Origin of the sequence: Sphingomonas sp., from assembly GCF_026460985.1 — a bacterium.
Lineage (GTDB): Bacteria > Pseudomonadota > Alphaproteobacteria > Sphingomonadales > Sphingomonadaceae > Sphingomonas.
This window is the reverse complement of the sequence record NZ_JAPKNM010000079.1, coordinates 29,916-47,784: the sequence shown is the minus strand read 5'-3', so window position 1 is coordinate 47,784 and position 17,869 is coordinate 29,916. Positions and strand designations below refer to the sequence as shown.

The window sequence follows — 17,869 nt, the reverse complement described above, 5'->3', positions numbered from 1 at the left end:
CGAAAGCATCCGACCCATCCACGCCGGCCTCCTTCACCAGCAGGAAGCGTGAATCAGAAAACTACGCCCTTGGGAATCCCTAACGATTCACGTCGCTCGGAAAACGCTCTAGAGGTCGAGCTTCTCGTAATCCGGCGGCGGCGGGATTCCCTCCATCCGCTCGGACAGCAGGGGCCGGAAGCTCGGGCGGCTCTTCATGCCGATATACCAGCGCTTGGCCTGTTCGTGGCTCTTCCAGTCGATCCCGCCGAGATAGTCGGCGATCGAGATCTGCGCGGCGGCGGCGAGATCGGCGAGGCTCATCGTCGGGCCCGCCAGCCAGGTGCGGTGATCGAGCAAATAATCGATATAGTCGAGATGCGCGACCGCGGCCTTCATCGCCTCGCGCAGCGCCTTCGCGTCGGGGGCCATCTTGTGGACGACGCGCTTGATCATCCGCTCGTGGAGCAGGGGGGCGGTGATGTCGCCGTAGAAATGATGGTCGAACCAGATCACCAGCCGGCGGATCTCGGCGCGGTCGGTCGCGGTGCCGTTGATCATCGCGTTCTTGCTGACGGTCTCCTCGAAGAACTCGCAGATCACCGCCGAATCGATCAGGGTCACGCCGCGCTCGGTATCGACCATCACCGGCACCTGGCCGGTCGGGTTCAGGTCGAGGAACTCGTCGCGGCGGAGCCAGGGCGACTCGCGCACCGGCTCATAGCCCACGCCCTTCTCGCCGAGCAGCAGGCGGACCTTCCGCGAAAAGGGACACAGGGGAAATTGAAGGAGCTGCCACATGCAGCCCGTATCTACTGCGGACGCGCGGCGCGTCCAGCGGATGCGTCAATTATCGTCGTTATACGCCTCGATCGCCCCCGCGAGCGGCGCCAGCGCGTCGCGCAGCCGGTCGGCGGTGCGCGCCAGCTCGCCCGACATGGCGAGCGCGTCGCCGGCGACCAAGCCCACGCCGGCGACCGCGCGGCGCGTCCGGTCGTGCAGCTTCGCCTCGAAATGCGGGTCGCGGCGGCGCTCGAGGTCGCGCAGCGTGTCGCTCGGGCGGATGTCCTCGTGCGGATCGGCATAGCGCGCGAGCGGCCCGACCTTGGTGTCGAGCACGATCCCGGCCAGTCCGCTCATCGCCATGGCCACGCCTTCCTGCACCATCGGATCGTTGAGCGCGCGCACGGCATCGGCCTCACGCTGCGATTGCGCGGCGGCGGGCAGGGCGATGGCGCACAGCATGGCGGCAGCGGAGACCAGACGCATGACATTCTCCCGAGTCGTCAGGAACGCCTTGTACATCCAATCCAACGGCTTAGCCTAGCCTGAACGCCGTCACTCGGCCGCGACGGCCTCCACCGCGTCGTCGAGCGGGTGCGCGAGCCGGGTGAGCATCTCCTTCGGCACGACCTGCCAGAAATGCTCGATCGCGCGGTCCCAATCCTCGAGGATGCCCTGCGACCATTTGCTGTCGGTCGTCTCGGCATGCGCCTCGACCAGCGCGCGGAGCTTGCCCTCCCAATGCGTCGAAGCGAGCCGCTGCCAGACGATGCTCTCGGGATTGGCGCGCCCTTCGAAGCTGCCGTCGGCGTCGTAGACGAAGGCCATGCCGCCGGTCATGCCGGCGCCGAAGTTCATGCCGACCCTGCCCAGCACCACCGCGGTGCCGCCGGTCATATATTCGCAGCCGTTCGCGCCGCAGCCCTCGACCACCACTTCGGCGCCCGAGTTGCGCACCGCGAAGCGCTCGCCCGCCTGGCCTGCCGCGAACAGCCGGCCCGAGGTCGCGCCGTAGAGCACGGTGTTGCCGATGATCGTGTTGTCCTGGGATGCGAGCGGCGAGCTCACCATCGGGCGCACGACGATCGTCCCGCCCGACAGGCCCTTCCCGACATAGTCGTTGGCGTCGCCGAACACTTCGAGCGTGATGCCCTTGCACAGGAAGGCGCCGAGCGACTGGCCGGCCGAGCCGCGCAGCCGCACCTGGACATGGTTGTCGGCGAGCGTCGACATGCCGAACTTGCGCGTCACTTCCGACGAGAGGCGCGTGCCCACCGCGCGGTGCGTGTTGCGCACCGAATAGGTCAGCTGCATCTTCTCGCCGCGCGCGAACACTGGGGCGGCGTCCTTGATCATCTGCGCGTCGAGGCTGTCGGGCACTTCGTTGCGGAAGGTGCCGAGGCTGAAGCGGCGCTGGCTCTCGTCGGCATCGACCTTGGCGAGGATCGGGTTCAGGTCGAGATCGTCGAGATGCTCGGCGCCCCGGCTGACCTGGCGGAGCAGTTCGGTGCGGCCGATGATCTCGTCGAGGCTCTTGAAGCCCAGCTTGGCCAGGATCTCGCGGACTTCCTCGGCGATGAAGGTCATCAGGTTGATGACCTTCTCGGGCGTGCCGACGAACTTGGCGCGCAAGCGCTCGTCCTGCGTGCAGACGCCGACGGGACAGGTGTTCGAATGGCACTGGCGCACCATGATGCAGCCCATCGCCACCAGCGAAAGCGTGCCGATGCCGAATTCCTCGGCGCCGAGGATCGCGGCGATGACGATGTCGCGCCCGGTCTTGAGCCCGCCGTCGGTGCGCAGCGTCACGCGGCCGCGCAGCCCGTTGAGGGTGAGCGTCTGGTTGACCTCGGTCAGCCCCATCTCCCACGGCGTGCCGGCGTACTTCACCGAAGTCTGGGGCGAGGCGCCGGTGCCGCCGACATGGCCAGCGACGAGGATCACGTCTGCGTGGGCTTTTGCGACGCCCGCCGCGACCGTGCCGATGCCCGCCGAGCTGACCAGCTTGACGCAGACCCGCGCGCGCGGGTTGATCATCTTCAGATCGTAGATGAGCTGCGCCAGATCCTCGATCGAATAGATGTCGTGGTGCGGCGGCGGGCTGATCAGCGTCACCCCCGGCGTCGCATGGCGGAGCTTGGCGATGAACTCGGTCACCTTGAAGCCGGGCAGCTGCCCGCCCTCGCCGGGCTTGGCGCCCTGGGCGACCTTGATCTCGATCTCGTCGCAGGCGTTGAGATACTCGGCGGTCACGCCGAAGCGGCCCGAGGCGATCTGCTTGATCACCGAATTGGCGTTGTCGCCATTCTCGTAGGGCTTGTAGCGGATCTTGTCCTCGCCGCCCTCGCCCGACACGGCCTTGGCGCCGATGCGGTTCATCGCGATCGCCAGCGTCTCGTGCGCCTCCGGAGAGAGCGCGCCGAGCGACATGCCCGGCGTCACGAAGCGCTTGCGGATCTCGGTGATCGCCTCGACCTGGTCGATCGCCACGCCTTCGTTCGGGAAGTTGAACTCGAGCAGGTCGCGCAGATAGACCGGCGGCAGGTCGCGGACGCCGCGCGCGAACTGCAGGTAGCTCGAATAGCTGTCGGTCGACACCGCGGTCTGCAGCAGGTGCATCAGCTGCGCCGAATAGGCATGCGTCTCGCCGCCGTGCCGCTGGCGGTAGAAGCCGCCGATCGGCAGCGCCGCGACCGCGCGGTCGTACGCCGCTTCGTGGCGCATGGTCGCGTTCAAGTGGAGCGAGGCATAGCCTTCGCCCGAGATCTTCGCCGGCATGCCGGGGAACAGGTCGTGGACCAGCGCGCGGCTCAAGCCGACCGCCTCGAAATTATAGCCGCCGCGGTAGGACGAGATCACCGCGATGCCCATCTTCGACAGGATCTTGAGCAGCCCTTCGTCGATCGCCTTGCGGTGGCGCTTGAGGCATTCGGCGAGGCTGAGATCGCCGAACAGGCCGCGCGCCTGACGGTCGGCGATCGAGGCTTCGGCCAGATAGGCGTTCACCGTCGTCGCGCCGACGCCGATCAGCACTGCATAATAATGCGTGTCGAGGCATTCGGCGGTGCGGACGTTGACGCTGGCATAGGAGCGCAGCCCCCGGCGCACGAGATGCGTGTGCACCGCGGCGGCGGCGAGCACGCCGGCGAGCGCCACCTTGTCCGGGCCGATATGCTCGTCGGTGAGGAACAGTTCGGTGCAGCCGGCGCGGACCGCCTGCTCGGCCTGGGTGCGGATGCGCGCGATCGCGGCGCGCAGCGTGTCAGGGCCGCCCTGCGCGTCGAAGGTGCAGTCGATCTCGGCCGCCTGCGTCCCGAAATGCGCGCGCAGCCGGTGCCAGTCGGCATTGGTGAGCACCGGGCTCTCGAGCACCAGCACGCGCCCCGGCGTGCCTTCGGTGTCGAGGATGTTCGCCAGATTCCCGAAGCGGGTCTTGAGCGTCATCACCTGGCGTTCACGCAAGGAGTCGATCGGCGGGTTGGTGACCTGGCTGAAATTCTGCCGGAAGAACTGGCTGATCAGCCGCGGCTTGTCCGAGATCACCGCGAGCGGCGTATCGTCGCCCATCGAGCCGATCGCTTCCTTGGCGGTCTCGACCATCGGCGCGAGGATCAGCTCCATGTCCTCGAGCGTCTGCCCCGCGGCGACCTGGCGCCGGGTCAGCTCGGCGCGATCATAATAGTCGCCCGCTTCGGCCGCGGGCAGGTCGCCCAGGGTGATGAACTCGCCGATCATCGCGGCATAGTTCGCCTCGCCGGCGATGCGATCCTTGATCGCCGCGTCGTCGAACAGCACGCCCTTTTCGAGATCGACCGCGATCATCTGCCCCGGGCCCATCCGGCCCTTGGCGACGACGCTCCCTTCGGAGATCTGGACCATGCCCGTCTCCGAGCCCACGATCAGCAGCCCGTCGGACGTATGGGTGTAGCGCAGCGGGCGCAGCGCGTTGCGGTCGACGCCCGCCACCGCCCAGCGGCCGTCGGTCATTGCCAGCGCGGCCGGGCCGTCCCACGGCTCCATCACGCTCGCGAGATACTTGTACATCGCCCGGTGGCTCTGGGGCGTGTTGTCGTCCCAGGCCTCGGGGACGAGCATCAGCTTGGCCGTGGGCGCGTCGCGCCCCGAGCGGCAGATCGCCTCGAACACCGCGTCGAGCGCCGCGGTGTCGGAAGCGCCCGCCGGGATCACCGGCTTGATGTCCTCGCTCTGCTCCCCGAACGCGATGCTCGCCATCTTGATCTCGTGGCTGAGCATCCAGTTCTTGTTGCCGCGGATCGTGTTGATCTCGCCATTGTGCGCGAGGCAGCGGAAGGGCTGCGCCAGCCACCATTGCGGGAAGGTGTTGGTCGAATAGCGCTGGTGGAAGATCGCGACGCGGCTGGTGAAGCGCTCGTCCTTGAGATCGGGGTAGAAGTCGCCGAGGCTCTCGGCGAGGAACAGCCCCTTGTAGATGATCGAGCGCGTCGACAGCGAGCAGATGTAGAAGCCGTTGATCTGCGCGGCGATCACGCGCTTCTCGATCCGGCGGCGCACCAGATAGAGGTTCTTCTCGAACTCGCCGGCGTCGACTTCGGCCGGCATCGGGCCCGCGATCATGATCTGCTCGATCTCGGGGCGCGTCGCCTGCGCCTTCATCCCGATCACCGAAACGTCGACCGGCACCTGGCGCCAGCCATAGATGGTGTAGCCGGCCTCGATGATCTCCGATTCGACGATCGTGCGGCAGGCCTCCTGCGCGCCCAGATCGGTGCGCGGCAGGAAGATCATGCCCACGGCGAGCCGGTTGGGGAGCACGCGGTGCCCGCCCGCGGCGATCGCGTCGTCGAAGAAGCGCACCGGCAGGTCGACGTGCAGCCCGGCGCCGTCGCCGGTCTTGCCGTCGGCATCGACCGCGCCGCGGTGCCACACCGCCTTGAGCGCGTCGATCGCCGACTGGACGACGCGGCGCGACGGCTGGCCGTCGGTCGCGGCGACCATGCCGACGCCACAGGCATCGCCTTCGAACTCGGGACGGTACATGCCCTCGCGGGCAAGGCGGGTGCGTTCGGTCTCGTGGGTCATTGCTTCGTCTCGGGCTTGGGCGCGGGCGGCAGGTGCGCGGTCTCCTTCTCGACGCGCGCCATGATCGCGGGCATCGCGCGCATGATCTCGGGCGTGGCCGCGGACATTTCCTGCATCATCTCGGGATCCATGAAGGTCAGCAGATAGGCGTTCGCGAAGGCGGCGCCCGAGGGCGTCGCGAAGAAGGCGTCCATGTCGGCGAGCTGCTGGAGCGTGAAGCGCCGCGCGAAGGACTTGCCCAGCGCCGTGCGGACGCGCGGCTCGAGCTTGTCCATCACCGTGCCCAGCTCCTCGCCCATCACGCGCGTCATGATCCTCATGCGCTCGCGGAAGGCGGGGTCGCGCTCGGCGGCGATCTGCTCGAGCGTCTTGCCGCTCTTGTCCTTCTCGCCCAGATCGGCGGCGGTGAGCCCGCTCATCTGGCCGATCATCGCTTCCATCATCTGCGGGAAGGAATCGCGCATCATGCGCAGATAGACGCCCTGCGGAACGAGCCTGGCGACGATCTTCCCGGCGACTTCCAGCCGGGCGGGATCGGGGTTGGCCGGCACCACCTGCGGGGCGGCCTGCGCCATGGCCGCGCCCGGCGCGGCCAGCGCGAGGGCGACGCCCAATCCCAGCGCCTTTGCGAACGTCCTCATGCGGCGACCTTCGCCTTGGCGCGCATCCACGCATGCATGTGCGCCGCCACGTCGCGGCCGTCGCGGATCGCCCAGACCACCAGGCTCGCGCCGCGCACGATGTCGCCTGCGGCGAACACGCCGTCGAGGCTGGTCATCATCGACTTGCCGTCGGTGCGCAGCGTGCCCCAGCGCGTGACGCCGAGCCCCTCGGTGCCGAACAGCCTGGGCAGGTCCTCGGCCTCGAAGCCGAGCGCCTTGATCACCAGATCGGCCTGGAGCTGGAACGCCCCGCCCGGATCGACCTCGGGCGCGCGGCGGCCCGAGGCGTCGGGCGCGCCGAGCCGCATCTTGGTCGCGCGCACGCCGGTCACCTTGTCGCTGCCGTCGAACGCTTCCGGAGCCGAGAGCCAGACGAACTCCACGCCTTCCTCCTCGGCATTGGCGACCTCGCGCTGCGAGCCCGGCATGTTGGCGCGGTCGCGGCGGTAGAGGCACTTCACCGACGCGGCGCCCTGGCGGATCGCGGTGCGCACGCAGTCCATCGCGGTGTCGCCGCCGCCGATCACCACGACATGCTTGCCGTCGGCGTTGAGGCTGCCGTCGTCATAGGCGGGGACCGAGTCGCCGAAGCCCTTGCGGTTCGACGCGGTCAGATAGTCGAGCGCCTCGACCACGCCTTCGGCGCCGACGCCCGGCGCCTTGATCCCGCGCGCCTTGTAGACGCCGGTGGCGATCAGCATCGTGTCGTGCTTGGCGCGCAATTCGTCGATGCTCGCGTCGCGGCCGACCTCGAAGCTGGTGTGGAAGACGATGCCCGCCTCGGCGAGCCGCTCGATCCGGCGCATCACGACGTGCTTCTCGAGCTTGAACCCGGGGATGCCGTAGGTCAGCAGCCCGCCGGCGCGGTCGTGGCGGTCGTAGACGTGCACGTCATAGCCCAGCTCGCGCAGATATTCGGCGGCGCTGAGCCCCGCGGGGCCCGCGCCGATGATCCCGACCGACTGGCCGCGCGCCGGCCCGACGCGGACCGGCTCGACCCAGCCTTCTTCCCACGCCTTGTCGGTGATGAACTTCTCGACCGAGCCGATCGTCACCGCGCCGTGCCCGGAGAACTCGATCACGCAATTGCCTTCGCACAGCCGGTCCTGCGGGCAGATGCGGCCGCAGATCTCGGGCATGGTCGAGGTGCTGTTCGACAGCTCGTACGCTTCGCGCAGCCGGCCCTCCGCCGTGAGCCGCAGCCAGTCGGGGATGTGGTTGTGCAGCGGGCAGTGCACCGAGCAATAAGGCACGCCGCATTGCGAGCAGCGCCCGGCCTGCGCCTCGGCCTCGGGCACGGCGTATCGCTCCGCGATCTCGCGGAAATCCTCCGCACGGAGTTCTGCCTCGCGCTTGGCGGGATATTCCTGCCCGCGCGCCACGAATTTGAGCATCGCATCGTCTGCCATGCGGGCCCCCTACGGGAGGGAGGCCCGGATTAAAAGGCAGTATTACTGCCCTATTTAACGATTCAAGGGCGGCTAAGTGCGATTTTGGAACATTGTTGCGCGAAAATAATGGCCGATGCGGACTTATCGGGCGGAAAGCCAGAACAGGGCCGCGATTCCGGCGGCGATTCGGTACCAGGCGAAGGGCGCGAATCCGTGCCGCGTGACCACGGCGAGGAACGCCTTGACCACCGCCAGCGCCACCACGAAGGCCACGACGAAGCCGACTGCGATCAGGCCCAGGCTGTCCGCGGTGATCGCGTCGCGATGCTTGTAGAGTTGGAGCGCCGTGGCGCCGGTCAGCGTCGGCAGCGCGAGGAAGAAGCTGAAGTCGGCAGCGGTGCGGCGATCGATGCCCAGCGCCATCGCGCCCATGATCGTCGCTCCCGAGCGGCTCACGCCCGGGATCATCGCCAGGCACTGGACCAGCCCGATCTTGGTCGACTGCATCGTCGAGACCCCGGCGATGCCGAGCACGTTCTGGGTGCGCACCAGCCGCTCGATCACCAGGATCGCGACGCCGCCCGCGATCAGCGCCCAGGCGACGACCACGGCATTTTCGAGCAGCGCCTCGATCTGGTCGCCGAAGACCAGCCCGAGCACCACTGCGGGGAAGAAGGCGATCAGCAGGTTGCGGACGAATGCCACCGAGGTCGGTTCCCAGCGCAGCAGCCCCTTGGCCACCGCGAGGAAGGTCCGCCAGTAGAGCACGACGATCGCGAGGATCGCGCCGGGCTGGATCGCGATGTTGAACACCGCCCACTCTGCCGCGTCATAGCCCATCAGCTCGCTCGCGAGGATCAGATGCCCGGTCGAGGAGACCGGCAGGAATTCGGTGACGCCTTCGACGATGCCGAGCAGGATCGCGACGAGAAGTTCGGTCATGGGGAGAGGGGCCCTCGATCACGTGCGGCCGGCCCGGTGCCGGCGGTCTTTTAGGCGGCGCCGAATTCGCCGAAGCGGCCGTGGCGGCGGAAGCGGACCAGCCAGGCGGGTGCCACGGCGGCGAGCGGCGTCGGCGTCACGCCGACGCGCGCGAAACCCTCGGCGACCGGCGATACGACATTGTCGCTCTGGAGCATGCGCCACTGGTCGCGCGTGATCGGCGCACCGGGCAGCATTCCGAACATCGCGATCAGGCTGCCCAGCGCGTCGGGAAGTTCGACGAAATGCGCGTCGCGCCCGATCGTTTCGGCGATCCAGCGGTGGAGTTCGCCCATCGTCGCCACGTCGGGGCCGCCCAATTCGTAGATGCGCCCGCCATGCGCCGCGGGATTGTCCAGCGCCTTCGCCACCGCCTGGGCGACGTCGGCGACATAGGCCGGCTGGAACCTGGCCCCGGCGCGCAGCACCGGCACCGCCGGCGCGCGTGCGATCAGCCCGGCAAACCGGTTCACGAAGGCGTCCTCGCGGCCGAACAGGATCGAGGGGCGCAGGATCGTCGCATCGGGGAAGGCTTCGCGCACCGCCTGCTCGCCCTGCGCCTTGGAGCGGCCATAGGCCGAGGGCGAATCGGGATCGGCGCCGAGCGCGGAGATGTGCACCAGCGCCGTAGCGCCGGCCTGCCGCGCGGCTTCCGCGACGTTGCGCGCGCCTGCGACATGCACGGCCTGCATGGCGCTGCCGAAGGTGCCGGCGAGATTGACGACGAGATCCGACCCTTCGATCGCGCGGGCGACCGTGTCGGGCCTGGTCACGTCGGCCGCGGCGAACTGGGTCTGGCCGAGCCCGCCCAGGGGTTTCAGGAACCAGGCGTCGCGCGGCCGCTTCTGCGCCACGCGGACCCGTGCGCCGGCGCGATAGAGTTCCTGCGCGACATAGCGCCCCAGAAATCCGCCGCCGCCGATCAGCGTTACCAGCCTGTCCTTCATCCCTGCCTCTTCAGCTTCGTGCGAGCCGCTCCCATGCCGCGCGGCCGGCCAAACGGCAAGCGCCGCACGCCGCTGATTTCGCCCGGCATGGCCTGTTGACAGCCCCCCGCCCCTCCCCTAGAGCGCGCCGCCTACCCCGTGCCCAGATGGCGGAATTGGTAGACGCACCAGCTTCAGGTGCTGGCGGTCGCAAGGCCGTGGAGGTTCGAGTCCTCTTCTGGGCACCATTTCCCTGTCTCAGGGCATCCCAGCACATCGACAAAAACGGCAGAAATCTGCCAATTTTGCTTGGTTTTGTGCGAAAATGTCCGAGCAGGTTCCAGTCGATCCCGGGGCCATATGGGCCACGGTCGGGGCATAAAATGGCCCCGGAAAAATGATGGCCCGGTGGGCCATATCGACCGGAAAGGTGGGCGCCATCCGAACAGAACCGATCAAATCGGGAGTTTGGCATATGGCTTTGAAAGATCTGGAAATCCGCGCCCTCCAGCCGAAGGATCGTATCTACAAGAAGGCTGACGAGCGAGGCCTCTATATCGAGGTGCATCCGAGCGGATCAAAGCTCTGGCGCTTCAAATACGGATACCTCGGCAAGGACAAGCGCCTGGCGTTTGGCCGGTACCCCGAGGTTACCCTAGCGGAGGCCCGGGAGAAGCGCGACGAGGCCCGGCAGAAGTTGCGGGATGGCGTCGATCCGCTGGCCGAACGCAAGCGCGCGAAGCTGCTGGCCCACTACAAAGCGGCGAACACCTTCGGCGACGTGGCCCGAGAATATATCGGCAAGATGGTCGCCGAAGGGCGCGCGGATACGACAACGGCCAAGGCCGGTTGGCTCCTCGAACAGCTGCGTCCGTTATGCGGTCAGCCACTTACTGATTTAAAGCCGATCGACATTCTCGCTGCACTGAAGCGACTTGAGGCGAAAGGTAAGCTCGAGACCGCCCGCCGTTGCAGATCCTTTGCCGGCCGCGTGTTTCGCTATGGCGTGGCCACCGGTCGAGCTGAAAGCGATCCGACCTCGCTGCTCCGTGGCGCGTTAATCACACCCAAAACTACGCACCACGCGGCGATCCTCGAGCCCGCAGCGTTCGGGGAACTGTTGCGCGCGATCGAAGCTTATCCCGGCCATCGCATCACACGCCTTGCCTGCCAGATATCACCGCACGTGATGGCCCGGCCGGGCGAGATCCGGCAGGCGCTATGGCCCGAGATTGAGTTCGACAACTCTGTCTGGCGAATCCCTGCCACCAGAATGAAGATGCGGCGACCGCATTCCATTCCCTTGTCACGACAGGTGAAGGCGTACCTGTTGGAGCTGCATGAGCTGACAGGCCCGGACGGCTATATCTTTCCGGCGTTCCACACGTCGCGGCGACCGCTTAGCGAGAACACCGTCAATCAAGCTTTCCGTCGCATGGGCTACGCAGTTGGAGAGGTGACGGCACATGGACTGCGGACCACCGCTTCCACCCTTCTGAACGAGAGCGGCAAGTGGAGCCCCGACGCGATCGAGCGGTCGCTGGCACATGCGGACAAGGATGCGGTGCGCGGTACTTATAATCGCGGCACTTATTGGGAGGAAAGGGTGGCGATGCACCAGTGGTGGAGCGACTATCTCGACTTGTTGCGCGATGGACCCGAGGGGAAGGATCCCGCATGGACTTCCTCACCCTGTAGAGATCGGGCCAGGAAATAGAGGCCGGACATCGATCTACTGGCGCATTGCACAGCTAGGCGGCGCGCGTCGTGCGCTGCTGCGCGCCGCGGCCGAGCCCAGTGCCAGGATGATCGGCGTGGTCGTCGATCAGGGCGAGGTATGGCCGCGAGACAGGGATGACCGGCTCCGGGCCGGGACGGCGCTTCCGCGGGGCGGGCAGCAGTTTAGGCGGGGCGGCATAAGGCCCACGGTCGAGCAGCTGTACGGCAATCTCGCGGGCAAGCACCTCGGCCAGCAGCGACGGCACCGCATTGCCTGCCAACCGTTGCACCTCGTTGCGGCTGACCGGAAAGGTCAAGCCCTCGGGAAAGGTCTGCAGGCGCGCGAGTTCACGCGACGAAAGCTTACGGCTCGTCCAGTGGAACGGGCCGGTCGCAGAGCCGGGCTGCGCCTGGATCGTCCAAGACGGTCGGTCCTTGGCCAGCTTGAGCAGGAAGTTCCAATAGCGCGTGCGCCAGCCGAATAGTGGTAGGCCTCCGCCGCGCCGGGTGTGCCAGAGATAGTTCTGTCCCTCGGGAATCGAGGGAAGCAGGTCCGCCCATTTTCCGCCCATCTCGAGGTCGGGCTCATTAGGCTGGGCCGGCAAGTCGCCGAGCGCGTCCCACGTTGTGCGATAGGGCTGCTGCCCAGGCTCAAGCGCTTCCGGCGGCCCGAAGCCTGCTTTCGGGAATTCAAATTCAGTGCCGTCGCGGCTCGCGATGATGATCACGCGCTCACGCAGCTGCGGCACGCCATAGCTGGCGGCGTTCAGCACCTGCCAGCGCGGTTTGTAGTTGAGCCCGGTGCGGCGATTGATCGCCTCGATCCCCTTGAGGATGCGATTGAGCCCCTCGTCTTTGCCGCGATAGGCGAGGCCGTAGACATTCTCGAGCAGGAAGGCTTTTGGCTGCGCTTCCTCGAGGACTCGCAGATACGCCGAAAGCGTGTCCGCGCGCTCATCCTTCAGTCGTTTGGAGTCGCCGGTCGCCCAATAACCCGACTTGGAGAAAGGCTGGCACGGCGGACCGCCGATCAGTACATCGGCCTCGGCAACCGATAGCCCCGCCTTAGCGAGCAGATCGACGGTGGTGACGTCGTGAATATCGTCCTCGATCACCGTCCAGGGGCGGTTCGCGCGCAGGGTACGGCAGCAGGCGCCATCGATCTCGAGCGCGACCGCGGTCTCATAGCCGGCCGCCTCGAACCCGAAATCGAGCCCGCCGACGCCAGTGAACAGGCTGATGACTTTCACGCGGTCGATTCTTCTACAAAAGTCGCTATCGTGCAAATCACTTATCGGGTGGGGTTGTATTGTCAATACAAGATATGCGGGTGAGGCTTAAAGAGCAGATGGAGGCCTATCGTCGCCGCACCGGCGAGCCGATGACTTATGCGCTTCTCGCAGTCGAGGCCGGCGTCTCACGCGCCAGCCTAGAGTCTCTTGCCACACGCCCAGGCTACAACGCCACCCTTGCCACGATCGAGCGGATCTGTGTCGCGCTCGGCTGCGAGCCAGGCGAGCTGCTCGAGCTCGAGCGCGCCGTCAAGAGTGTCGCGTGAGCAAGGCGCAGGCGGGGATGGACTATAGGCTGGCGCGTGGCATTCTGTACGAGGAGGCCGCGAAGGCCGCCGCCGGCTATGTCGATCAAAGCTGGGTCAAGCCGATCGAGGCGCTGTCGGAGGCGGCCGCCGGCAAGAGTCTGACACATATCGCCTTCCTGGGCACCGCGATCCTCGCGAAATGCACCGTGCCGACCATCGACGTCTTCTCGGTAAAAAAGCGAGGCGGCGAGAACACCTACTCTGCGCGCGGCCTATGCCACGGCGTGCTCGTGCCGAACGCGCCAGAGCTGGATATCAGCCTCGGGGTCACCGGCCGCGAGCCGCTAAACAATCAGCCCTATGTCGGAATCGACCGGCTCACGCGCGCTGCGACGGTGCGCAGTACCGTGCAGGGCGTGCTTAATCTGCTTTGCGACATCCTGGATCGGCTCGAGGGGGCGACCGAGGAACAGGCGCGTCAGGCCCTGCGCGCGTACATCGAGGTGCGCCGGCGCCATGGCACCCGATATTCCCGTTCGGTCTCCGATCGGGTTGCAATCAGCATCGACACGCTAGTGCGAAGCATCGACGCGCTCGTCTCCGCTTCGTCCGAAGGTGGCCGGCGCGCGCAAGCCGTGGTCGCCGGGCTGATGGATGTGTTCGCCGGCGCTGATCGCGTGGACGCCCGGCGAATCAATGATCCTTCCCGCACAATTCCGGCGGACGTCAATGTCAGGCGTCGGGATGGTGAAGGCTGGGAGCGTGTTTTCGAGGTGCGTGACAAGGCGGTGAGTCGCGAGGATCTCTACTTGCTGGTCAACAAATGCATTGGCGGAGAGGTCGACGAGGCGGTGATGGTCGCGATCGCGCCCAGCCCTTCGATGAGCCTACTCGACGAGGCGCGCGCATGGGCTGCGGAACGCGGCGTCTCGCTCAGCGTGTGCAGCGATTGGGCGACGCTGGTCGGCCAAGCGCTTCATTGGGGACCGCTGCCCACCCTCGATGGCGCCTCAGAGCTGCCCGGACGGATCGAGCAGCGCTTGATCGAACTTGAGGTGACTGAGGAGGCGCTCACACTTTGGGGCTCGCTGATCAGCATACCCGGGGCGGCTGAAGGAAGCGCGTGAGGCGCTCGGCGACCCCTTCACGGTCACGCGTCTCGCATTCCCAGATCACCAACGTCTCCCAGCCCAGCGCCGCTAGTCGATCGCACGTCTCGACATCCCGAGCCATGTTGCGCGCGAGCTTCGGCAGCCAATAGTCGGGCCGCGTCTTGGGTTGGCGCTTGAGCCGGCAGCCTTCGTGCTGGTGCCAGAAGCAGCCATGCACCTGCACGACCTTTCTGTGGCGGGGAAAGACCAGATCGGGCGTGCCGGGCAGGTCGCGGCGATGGAGCCGGAAGCGGTATCCCAGCGCATGCGCGACCTGTCGCACCACGATTTCGGGCTTGGTATCAACCTTCCTGATGCGACGCATATGATCGCTGCGCGCTTCCCGATCGAGGCGATCTGCCATCTCGCGCCGGCCCCTAGCCGTGACGAGCCAGTGGTGGCGCCTCGATGCGCAGCCGCTCGAGCAAGCCTGCGAAATCATCGAAAATGATGTCGGCGCGCCCACCTGCTGCCTTGGACTTGAGGCGCGCTTGCGTCTCCATATCCTCGGCGTCCAATGGGTTACGCGCACCAGCTGCTGCCAGAGCGCCGTATCGATGGTACTGCCGTAGCGCGATGATGACCTGCGGGCGGCTTTTGACGGCCTCCGCCACTGGGTCGCGTAAGCAAAACAGGGATCGTAGGTCGTCAGTCATCTCCCTTTCCTAGCGCGGCTGCGCGCCTGCGTTGAGCATGATCTTCGATTGCATCTTCGCGAAGCCGGGAAACGGTTGTTTCGAGGGTTTCCGCAACCAAGCATTGACGCCCGTTGCTCGACCGCGGTCGAGGATGGCATCATCCGCGGATGAGCGACCGTCTGGATACCAACGGCTATAAGCGTGTGCTCGCCCTTGATACGCAGATGGTATTCGAGGCGCGGCCGCTTGAGCAGCTTGATTGGGCCTCGATCTCGGCGGGTCCAATTCTGCTCTTGGTGCTTCCCCAAGTCAGCGCCGAGATCGATGCGCGCAAGCGCGACGGCCGGCTGGGGCAGCGCGCTCGCGACTTCAACCGAATGCTGGAGCCGTCGATCGAGAGCGGCGGGGCGACCCGGCTCGTGGAGGCGCCGATAAGCGTGGACCTCGCATACGTCCCTGCGACCCGTATCGATTGGGACCAGCTCGACGATCTCGAGCGGGATAATGGCGACGACCGAATTGTCGCGCAGGCGCTGCACGCGCTGATCGATCACCCCTCGCGCATCGAGGTGCTGAGTTTCGACAGCCGACCGCGGGCAGCGGCCCGCCGCCACGGCCTCAGCGCCCTGCGACCCAATGAGTCTTGGCTGCTCGACCCAGAACCCTCTCCGGCGGATCGTCGCGTCGCTGAGCTGGAGCAGCGCGTACGGCTGCTGCAAGCGAGCGAGCCGCAGCTGCGGCTGGCGATACGCATGCTGAGCGAGCCGCCACTGATGCGCTGCCGCGTCTCGCCGCTCGCCGCCGAGTTGATCGAGCCATTGGCGCGAATGGTGCTTGCCCGGCACCCGCGCGAGCACACGGGCTTCATGAGCGTCGGACTCCATGTCAATGATAGCTACGACCAGGAATATGACGACTATGCTGCCGAGCTGGTGGCAAGTGACATTCCTAACATTCATCACGGGCTCGCCAGGCAATTCTCGCAATATGGCTTCGAGGTTCGGATCGAGAACTACGGCGCGGTCGCAGCCGAGCATCTCACGCTCGAGCTTCGCTCGGGAAACGCAATCCTGCATGCGGCGCCTTATCTGGTCGATATTTTCGGACCGCCGCCACCCTCGACGCGCAGCGACTGGTACAATCGCATTCCCAATCTGGGCCAGCAGCTGATGCGCCCCGATCGCGCCAGCTTCGCGCTCGAGGAATCGGAGGATCCGGAGGTCCAGATCGAACATCGTTGCCAAGATTTCCGGCACGGACGCGTGCACACGCTAAACGGGGTGATCGAGCTTGTCGACGCGACCGGCGCGGCGGCCCATCTGGAGGCGCGGCTCACCGCCAGCAACATGCGCGGCGATGTTGTCGGGCGCCTTATCGTTCCCGTGATTGAGAAAGAGCGCGCGCTGGGCGACCTGATCGACTTGGATCAACTTGCGTGCAGGGAGGCGCCACCAACTCGCGACCTGTTGGTGCCGCTGCTGGAGGATGACCTTGATGCGATCAGAAGATATCGCAACGATGGAGCCGTGCGTGACTAGGTCGCAGAGAAACGCAGGGCATAAGTTCAGTCGAGGATCCCGTTTCAACGGACCTTTGAACTATCGGGTGCTTAAATTGGCCCGCGGCGTAAAGGTGTCCATCTCGTCGGGTTCCGTTATACTGGGTGGTGCCGGAGGGCCGGTGCGTATGTCCAAGTCGTGCGCGACTAAAGGTATCGGCACGCGAACCCCAAGCGCGTATTCTCACCGTCCGGCACCATAACTGAGATATTTCTATAAAACGTGAGCCACGGCTGGCGCCATGGCTCTAGGTGCTGCAGTTATCCGGATTGCGCCAAGGTCAGTGCCTTAGGTGTTCGTGCATAATCTGCAGCTCAGCTACAGCTCTGAGGCAGTAGCCAAAGGCCGAACAAGCTCGAACCTCGAGCCTGTTTTCCAGATCGTCAGCATTACCACTGCCAATTTTCGCGCCAGTGCTACCACGGCCTTCCGGCGATTTGTACGATCTGCCAAACCTTTGGCCCAAGTTTGTAGGGAACTCTCGATCCGAGAATCCAAGACGCCCCTCGCGGCAATGTGCAAATGCTTGCGCGTTAGGCGATTCCCGACCTTCGAAATGCCGCGTCTTTTTGTATAGATGCCTGTTCTCCACACTCTCGGGGTTAGGCCAAGATATGCGCCAACATCACAGGATTGATGGAAGCGGTGGGGATCGCCAATCGCGGTAACAAAAGACACCGCTGTAATCACGCCTACGCCCGGAATCTCCATCAGTCTGCAGCATATGTCGCTGTGGGAAGCATAATCCTTAAGATCCTTTTCCAGTAGAAGCTCATCCTTACGAAGGATTGCGCTCAGTTTTAATAATGGCATAATCAATCCGCGGATTGGAACCTCGTAGTTGCGCTCAACATCTCGTATCATCTTCATCACGATGCGGCGCAACGAGGGTTGAGAAGATGGCGTGACGTCGGCACGCACCCCATAGGCGTGTAGGAGGCTCATCATCGCCGCTTCGTTCAATTTGCGCATTTTTATCATGCGCTCGCGGATTACGAGCTTCGACCGCAGGACAGACAAACTCAGCGGTTTGAGGTACGTTTTTCGAAGGTGCGCCCCTCCTATGCGGGCCACCTCCGCTAGTCCGTGTGCATCGTTCGCATCGGTCTTATTTAGCTTTACCTGTAAGAAGCGACGAACCTTCAAAGCGTCATAGATAGAAACCGCGTATCCGAGTTCGGCAAGCGTTCGCGCAAGGTGAACCGACGTAGTGCCGGTCTCCAGAGCGACCTCCACCAGCGTTGGGGTATAGCCGCTCAGGAAAGCGTGGGCGGCCTCGGTATCCGCTGGTAGGTCTGCCTGGGTCACGACCCCACCAGCCGCATTTACGACGCAGACGGAATACGTCCGAGTTGAGGTATCCACGCCGGCCCAGCGTAAGCCTTCGCTCATACGCGGCTCCGTTTCATCGACCCGGCTTCACTTTCTACGCAGGATCACCGTCCTAACATGCGTGTCGAAGTCCGAGCCGGAACCGGA

15 protein-coding genes and 1 tRNA gene are annotated in these 17,869 nt (G+C 65.6%); 5 read left to right on the top strand and 11 right to left on the bottom strand.

Going from position 1 to position 17,869, the window contains the following annotated elements:
• Positions 1-108: 108 nt before the first annotated feature.
• From MT490_RS13335 to MT490_RS13305, 7 genes are all read right to left on the bottom strand, one after another.
• On the bottom strand, positions 109-780 hold the full coding sequence (locus tag MT490_RS13335; RefSeq protein WP_297388479.1) for a glutathione S-transferase family protein: 672 nt from the start codon (positions 778-780) through the stop codon (positions 109-111).
• Positions 781-825: 45 nt separating this feature from the next.
• Positions 826-1,248, bottom strand: a complete 423-nt coding sequence (locus MT490_RS13330) for a hypothetical protein (protein ID WP_297388476.1) — start codon at positions 1,246-1,248, stop codon at positions 826-828.
• A gap of 69 nt (positions 1,249-1,317) precedes the next feature.
• Positions 1,318-5,823 carry a glutamate synthase large subunit gene (gene gltB / locus MT490_RS13325; protein WP_297388473.1) on the bottom strand — a complete coding sequence of 1,502 codons (4,506 nt, stop codon included), beginning with the start codon at positions 5,821-5,823 and terminating at the stop codon, positions 1,318-1,320.
• Complete coding sequence (locus tag MT490_RS13320; RefSeq protein ID WP_297388470.1) at positions 5,820-6,464, bottom strand: hypothetical protein; 645 nt, start codon at positions 6,462-6,464, stop codon at positions 5,820-5,822. The genes gltB and MT490_RS13320 overlap by 4 nt, the downstream gene beginning before the upstream one ends.
• Positions 6,461-7,894, bottom strand: a complete 1,434-nt coding sequence (locus MT490_RS13315) for an NAD(P)-dependent oxidoreductase (RefSeq protein ID WP_297388468.1) — start codon at positions 7,892-7,894, stop codon at positions 6,461-6,463. Before MT490_RS13315 ends, MT490_RS13320 begins: the two co-directional genes overlap by 4 nt.
• Positions 7,895-8,017: 123 nt before the next feature.
• Positions 8,018-8,818 carry an undecaprenyl-diphosphate phosphatase gene (locus MT490_RS13310; protein ID WP_297388466.1) on the bottom strand — a complete coding sequence of 267 codons (801 nt, stop codon included), beginning with the start codon at positions 8,816-8,818 and terminating at the stop codon, positions 8,018-8,020.
• Between the two features lie 50 nt (positions 8,819-8,868).
• On the bottom strand, positions 8,869-9,804 hold the full coding sequence (locus tag MT490_RS13305; protein WP_297388463.1) for a complex I NDUFA9 subunit family protein: 936 nt from the start codon (positions 9,802-9,804) through the stop codon (positions 8,869-8,871).
• A 140-nt stretch (positions 9,805-9,944) separates the two neighbouring features.
• Between MT490_RS13305 and MT490_RS13300 the strand changes: the two genes are divergently transcribed.
• Positions 9,945-10,031 (top strand) — tRNA-Leu (locus MT490_RS13300).
• A gap of 227 nt (positions 10,032-10,258) precedes the next feature.
• Positions 10,259-11,500: an integrase arm-type DNA-binding domain-containing protein gene (locus MT490_RS13295; RefSeq protein WP_297388461.1), complete on the top strand. Its 1,242-nt coding sequence runs from the start codon at positions 10,259-10,261 to the stop codon at positions 11,498-11,500.
• Between the two features lie 34 nt (positions 11,501-11,534).
• Here MT490_RS13295 and dcm read toward each other — a convergent pair whose 3' ends face one another.
• On the bottom strand, positions 11,535-12,752 hold the full coding sequence (dcm, locus tag MT490_RS13290; protein ID WP_297388458.1) for a DNA (cytosine-5-)-methyltransferase: 1,218 nt from the start codon (positions 12,750-12,752) through the stop codon (positions 11,535-11,537).
• Between the two features lie 98 nt (positions 12,753-12,850).
• Here dcm and MT490_RS13285 point away from each other — a divergent pair, with 98 nt between their 5' ends.
• Both MT490_RS13285 and MT490_RS13280 read left to right on the top strand, forming a co-directional pair.
• A complete protein-coding gene (locus tag MT490_RS13285; RefSeq protein ID WP_297388455.1) occupies positions 12,851-13,060 on the top strand; it encodes a helix-turn-helix transcriptional regulator in 210 nt (69 codons plus the stop codon).
• Entirely contained in the window at positions 13,057-14,169 is a 1,113-nt protein-coding gene (locus MT490_RS13280; RefSeq protein ID WP_297388453.1) for a restriction endonuclease, SacI family, read from the top strand. Before MT490_RS13285 ends, MT490_RS13280 begins: the two co-directional genes overlap by 4 nt.
• On the opposite strand, the gene vsr is transcribed toward MT490_RS13280, so the two are convergent.
• Together vsr and MT490_RS13270 are read right to left on the bottom strand one after the other, a co-directional pair.
• The gene (gene vsr / locus MT490_RS13275) at positions 14,135-14,557 is read right to left on the bottom strand and encodes a DNA mismatch endonuclease Vsr (RefSeq protein ID WP_297388450.1); all 423 of its coding nucleotides are present in this window, start codon (positions 14,555-14,557) and stop codon (positions 14,135-14,137) included. The two genes, MT490_RS13280 and vsr, sit on opposite strands and share 35 nt — an antisense overlap.
• Before the next feature lie 13 nt (positions 14,558-14,570).
• Positions 14,571-14,849, bottom strand: coding sequence for a hypothetical protein (locus MT490_RS13270; protein ID WP_297388447.1), 279 nt, complete (start codon positions 14,847-14,849; stop codon positions 14,571-14,573).
• A gap of 149 nt (positions 14,850-14,998) precedes the next feature.
• Between MT490_RS13270 and MT490_RS13265 the strand changes: the two genes are divergently transcribed.
• The gene (locus tag MT490_RS13265) at positions 14,999-16,369 is read left to right on the top strand and encodes a hypothetical protein (protein ID WP_297388445.1); all 1,371 of its coding nucleotides are present in this window, start codon (positions 14,999-15,001) and stop codon (positions 16,367-16,369) included.
• 339 nt (positions 16,370-16,708) lie between these two features.
• Here the strand turns inward: MT490_RS13265 and MT490_RS13260 are convergent, their stop codons facing one another.
• Positions 16,709-17,782 carry an IS110 family transposase gene (locus tag MT490_RS13260; protein WP_297388443.1) on the bottom strand — a complete coding sequence of 358 codons (1,074 nt, stop codon included), beginning with the start codon at positions 17,780-17,782 and terminating at the stop codon, positions 16,709-16,711.
• Between the last annotated feature and the right edge of the window lie 87 nt (positions 17,783-17,869).

What these genes read in the sequence shown, in the direction of transcription:
- MT490_RS13335 (WP_297388479.1), bottom strand. Translation starts at nt 780, where the DNA reads ATGTGGCAGCTCCTTCAATTTCCCCTGTGTCCCTTTTCGCGGAAGGTC.
- MT490_RS13330 (WP_297388476.1), bottom strand. Translation starts at nt 1,248, where the DNA reads ATGCGTCTGGTCTCCGCTGCCGCCATGCTGTGCGCCATCGCCCTGCCC.
- gltB (WP_297388473.1), bottom strand. Translation starts at nt 5,823, where the DNA reads ATGACCCACGAGACCGAACGCACCCGCCTTGCCCGCGAGGGCATGTAC.
- MT490_RS13320 (WP_297388470.1), bottom strand. Translation starts at nt 6,464, where the DNA reads ATGAGGACGTTCGCAAAGGCGCTGGGATTGGGCGTCGCCCTCGCGCTG.
- MT490_RS13315 (WP_297388468.1), bottom strand. Translation starts at nt 7,894, where the DNA reads ATGGCAGACGATGCGATGCTCAAATTCGTGGCGCGCGGGCAGGAATAT.
- MT490_RS13310 (WP_297388466.1), bottom strand. Translation starts at nt 8,818, where the DNA reads ATGACCGAACTTCTCGTCGCGATCCTGCTCGGCATCGTCGAAGGCGTC.
- MT490_RS13305 (WP_297388463.1), bottom strand. Translation starts at nt 9,804, where the DNA reads ATGAAGGACAGGCTGGTAACGCTGATCGGCGGCGGCGGATTTCTGGGG.
- MT490_RS13295 (WP_297388461.1), top strand. Translation starts at nt 10,259, where the DNA reads ATGGCTTTGAAAGATCTGGAAATCCGCGCCCTCCAGCCGAAGGATCGT.
- MT490_RS13285 (WP_297388455.1), top strand. Translation starts at nt 12,851, where the DNA reads ATGGAGGCCTATCGTCGCCGCACCGGCGAGCCGATGACTTATGCGCTT.
- vsr (WP_297388450.1), bottom strand. Translation starts at nt 14,557, where the DNA reads ATGGCAGATCGCCTCGATCGGGAAGCGCGCAGCGATCATATGCGTCGC.
- MT490_RS13270 (WP_297388447.1), bottom strand. Translation starts at nt 14,849, where the DNA reads ATGACTGACGACCTACGATCCCTGTTTTGCTTACGCGACCCAGTGGCG.
- MT490_RS13265 (WP_297388445.1), top strand. Translation starts at nt 14,999, where the DNA reads ATGAGCGACCGTCTGGATACCAACGGCTATAAGCGTGTGCTCGCCCTT.
- MT490_RS13260 (WP_297388443.1), bottom strand. Translation starts at nt 17,782, where the DNA reads ATGAGCGAAGGCTTACGCTGGGCCGGCGTGGATACCTCAACTCGGACG.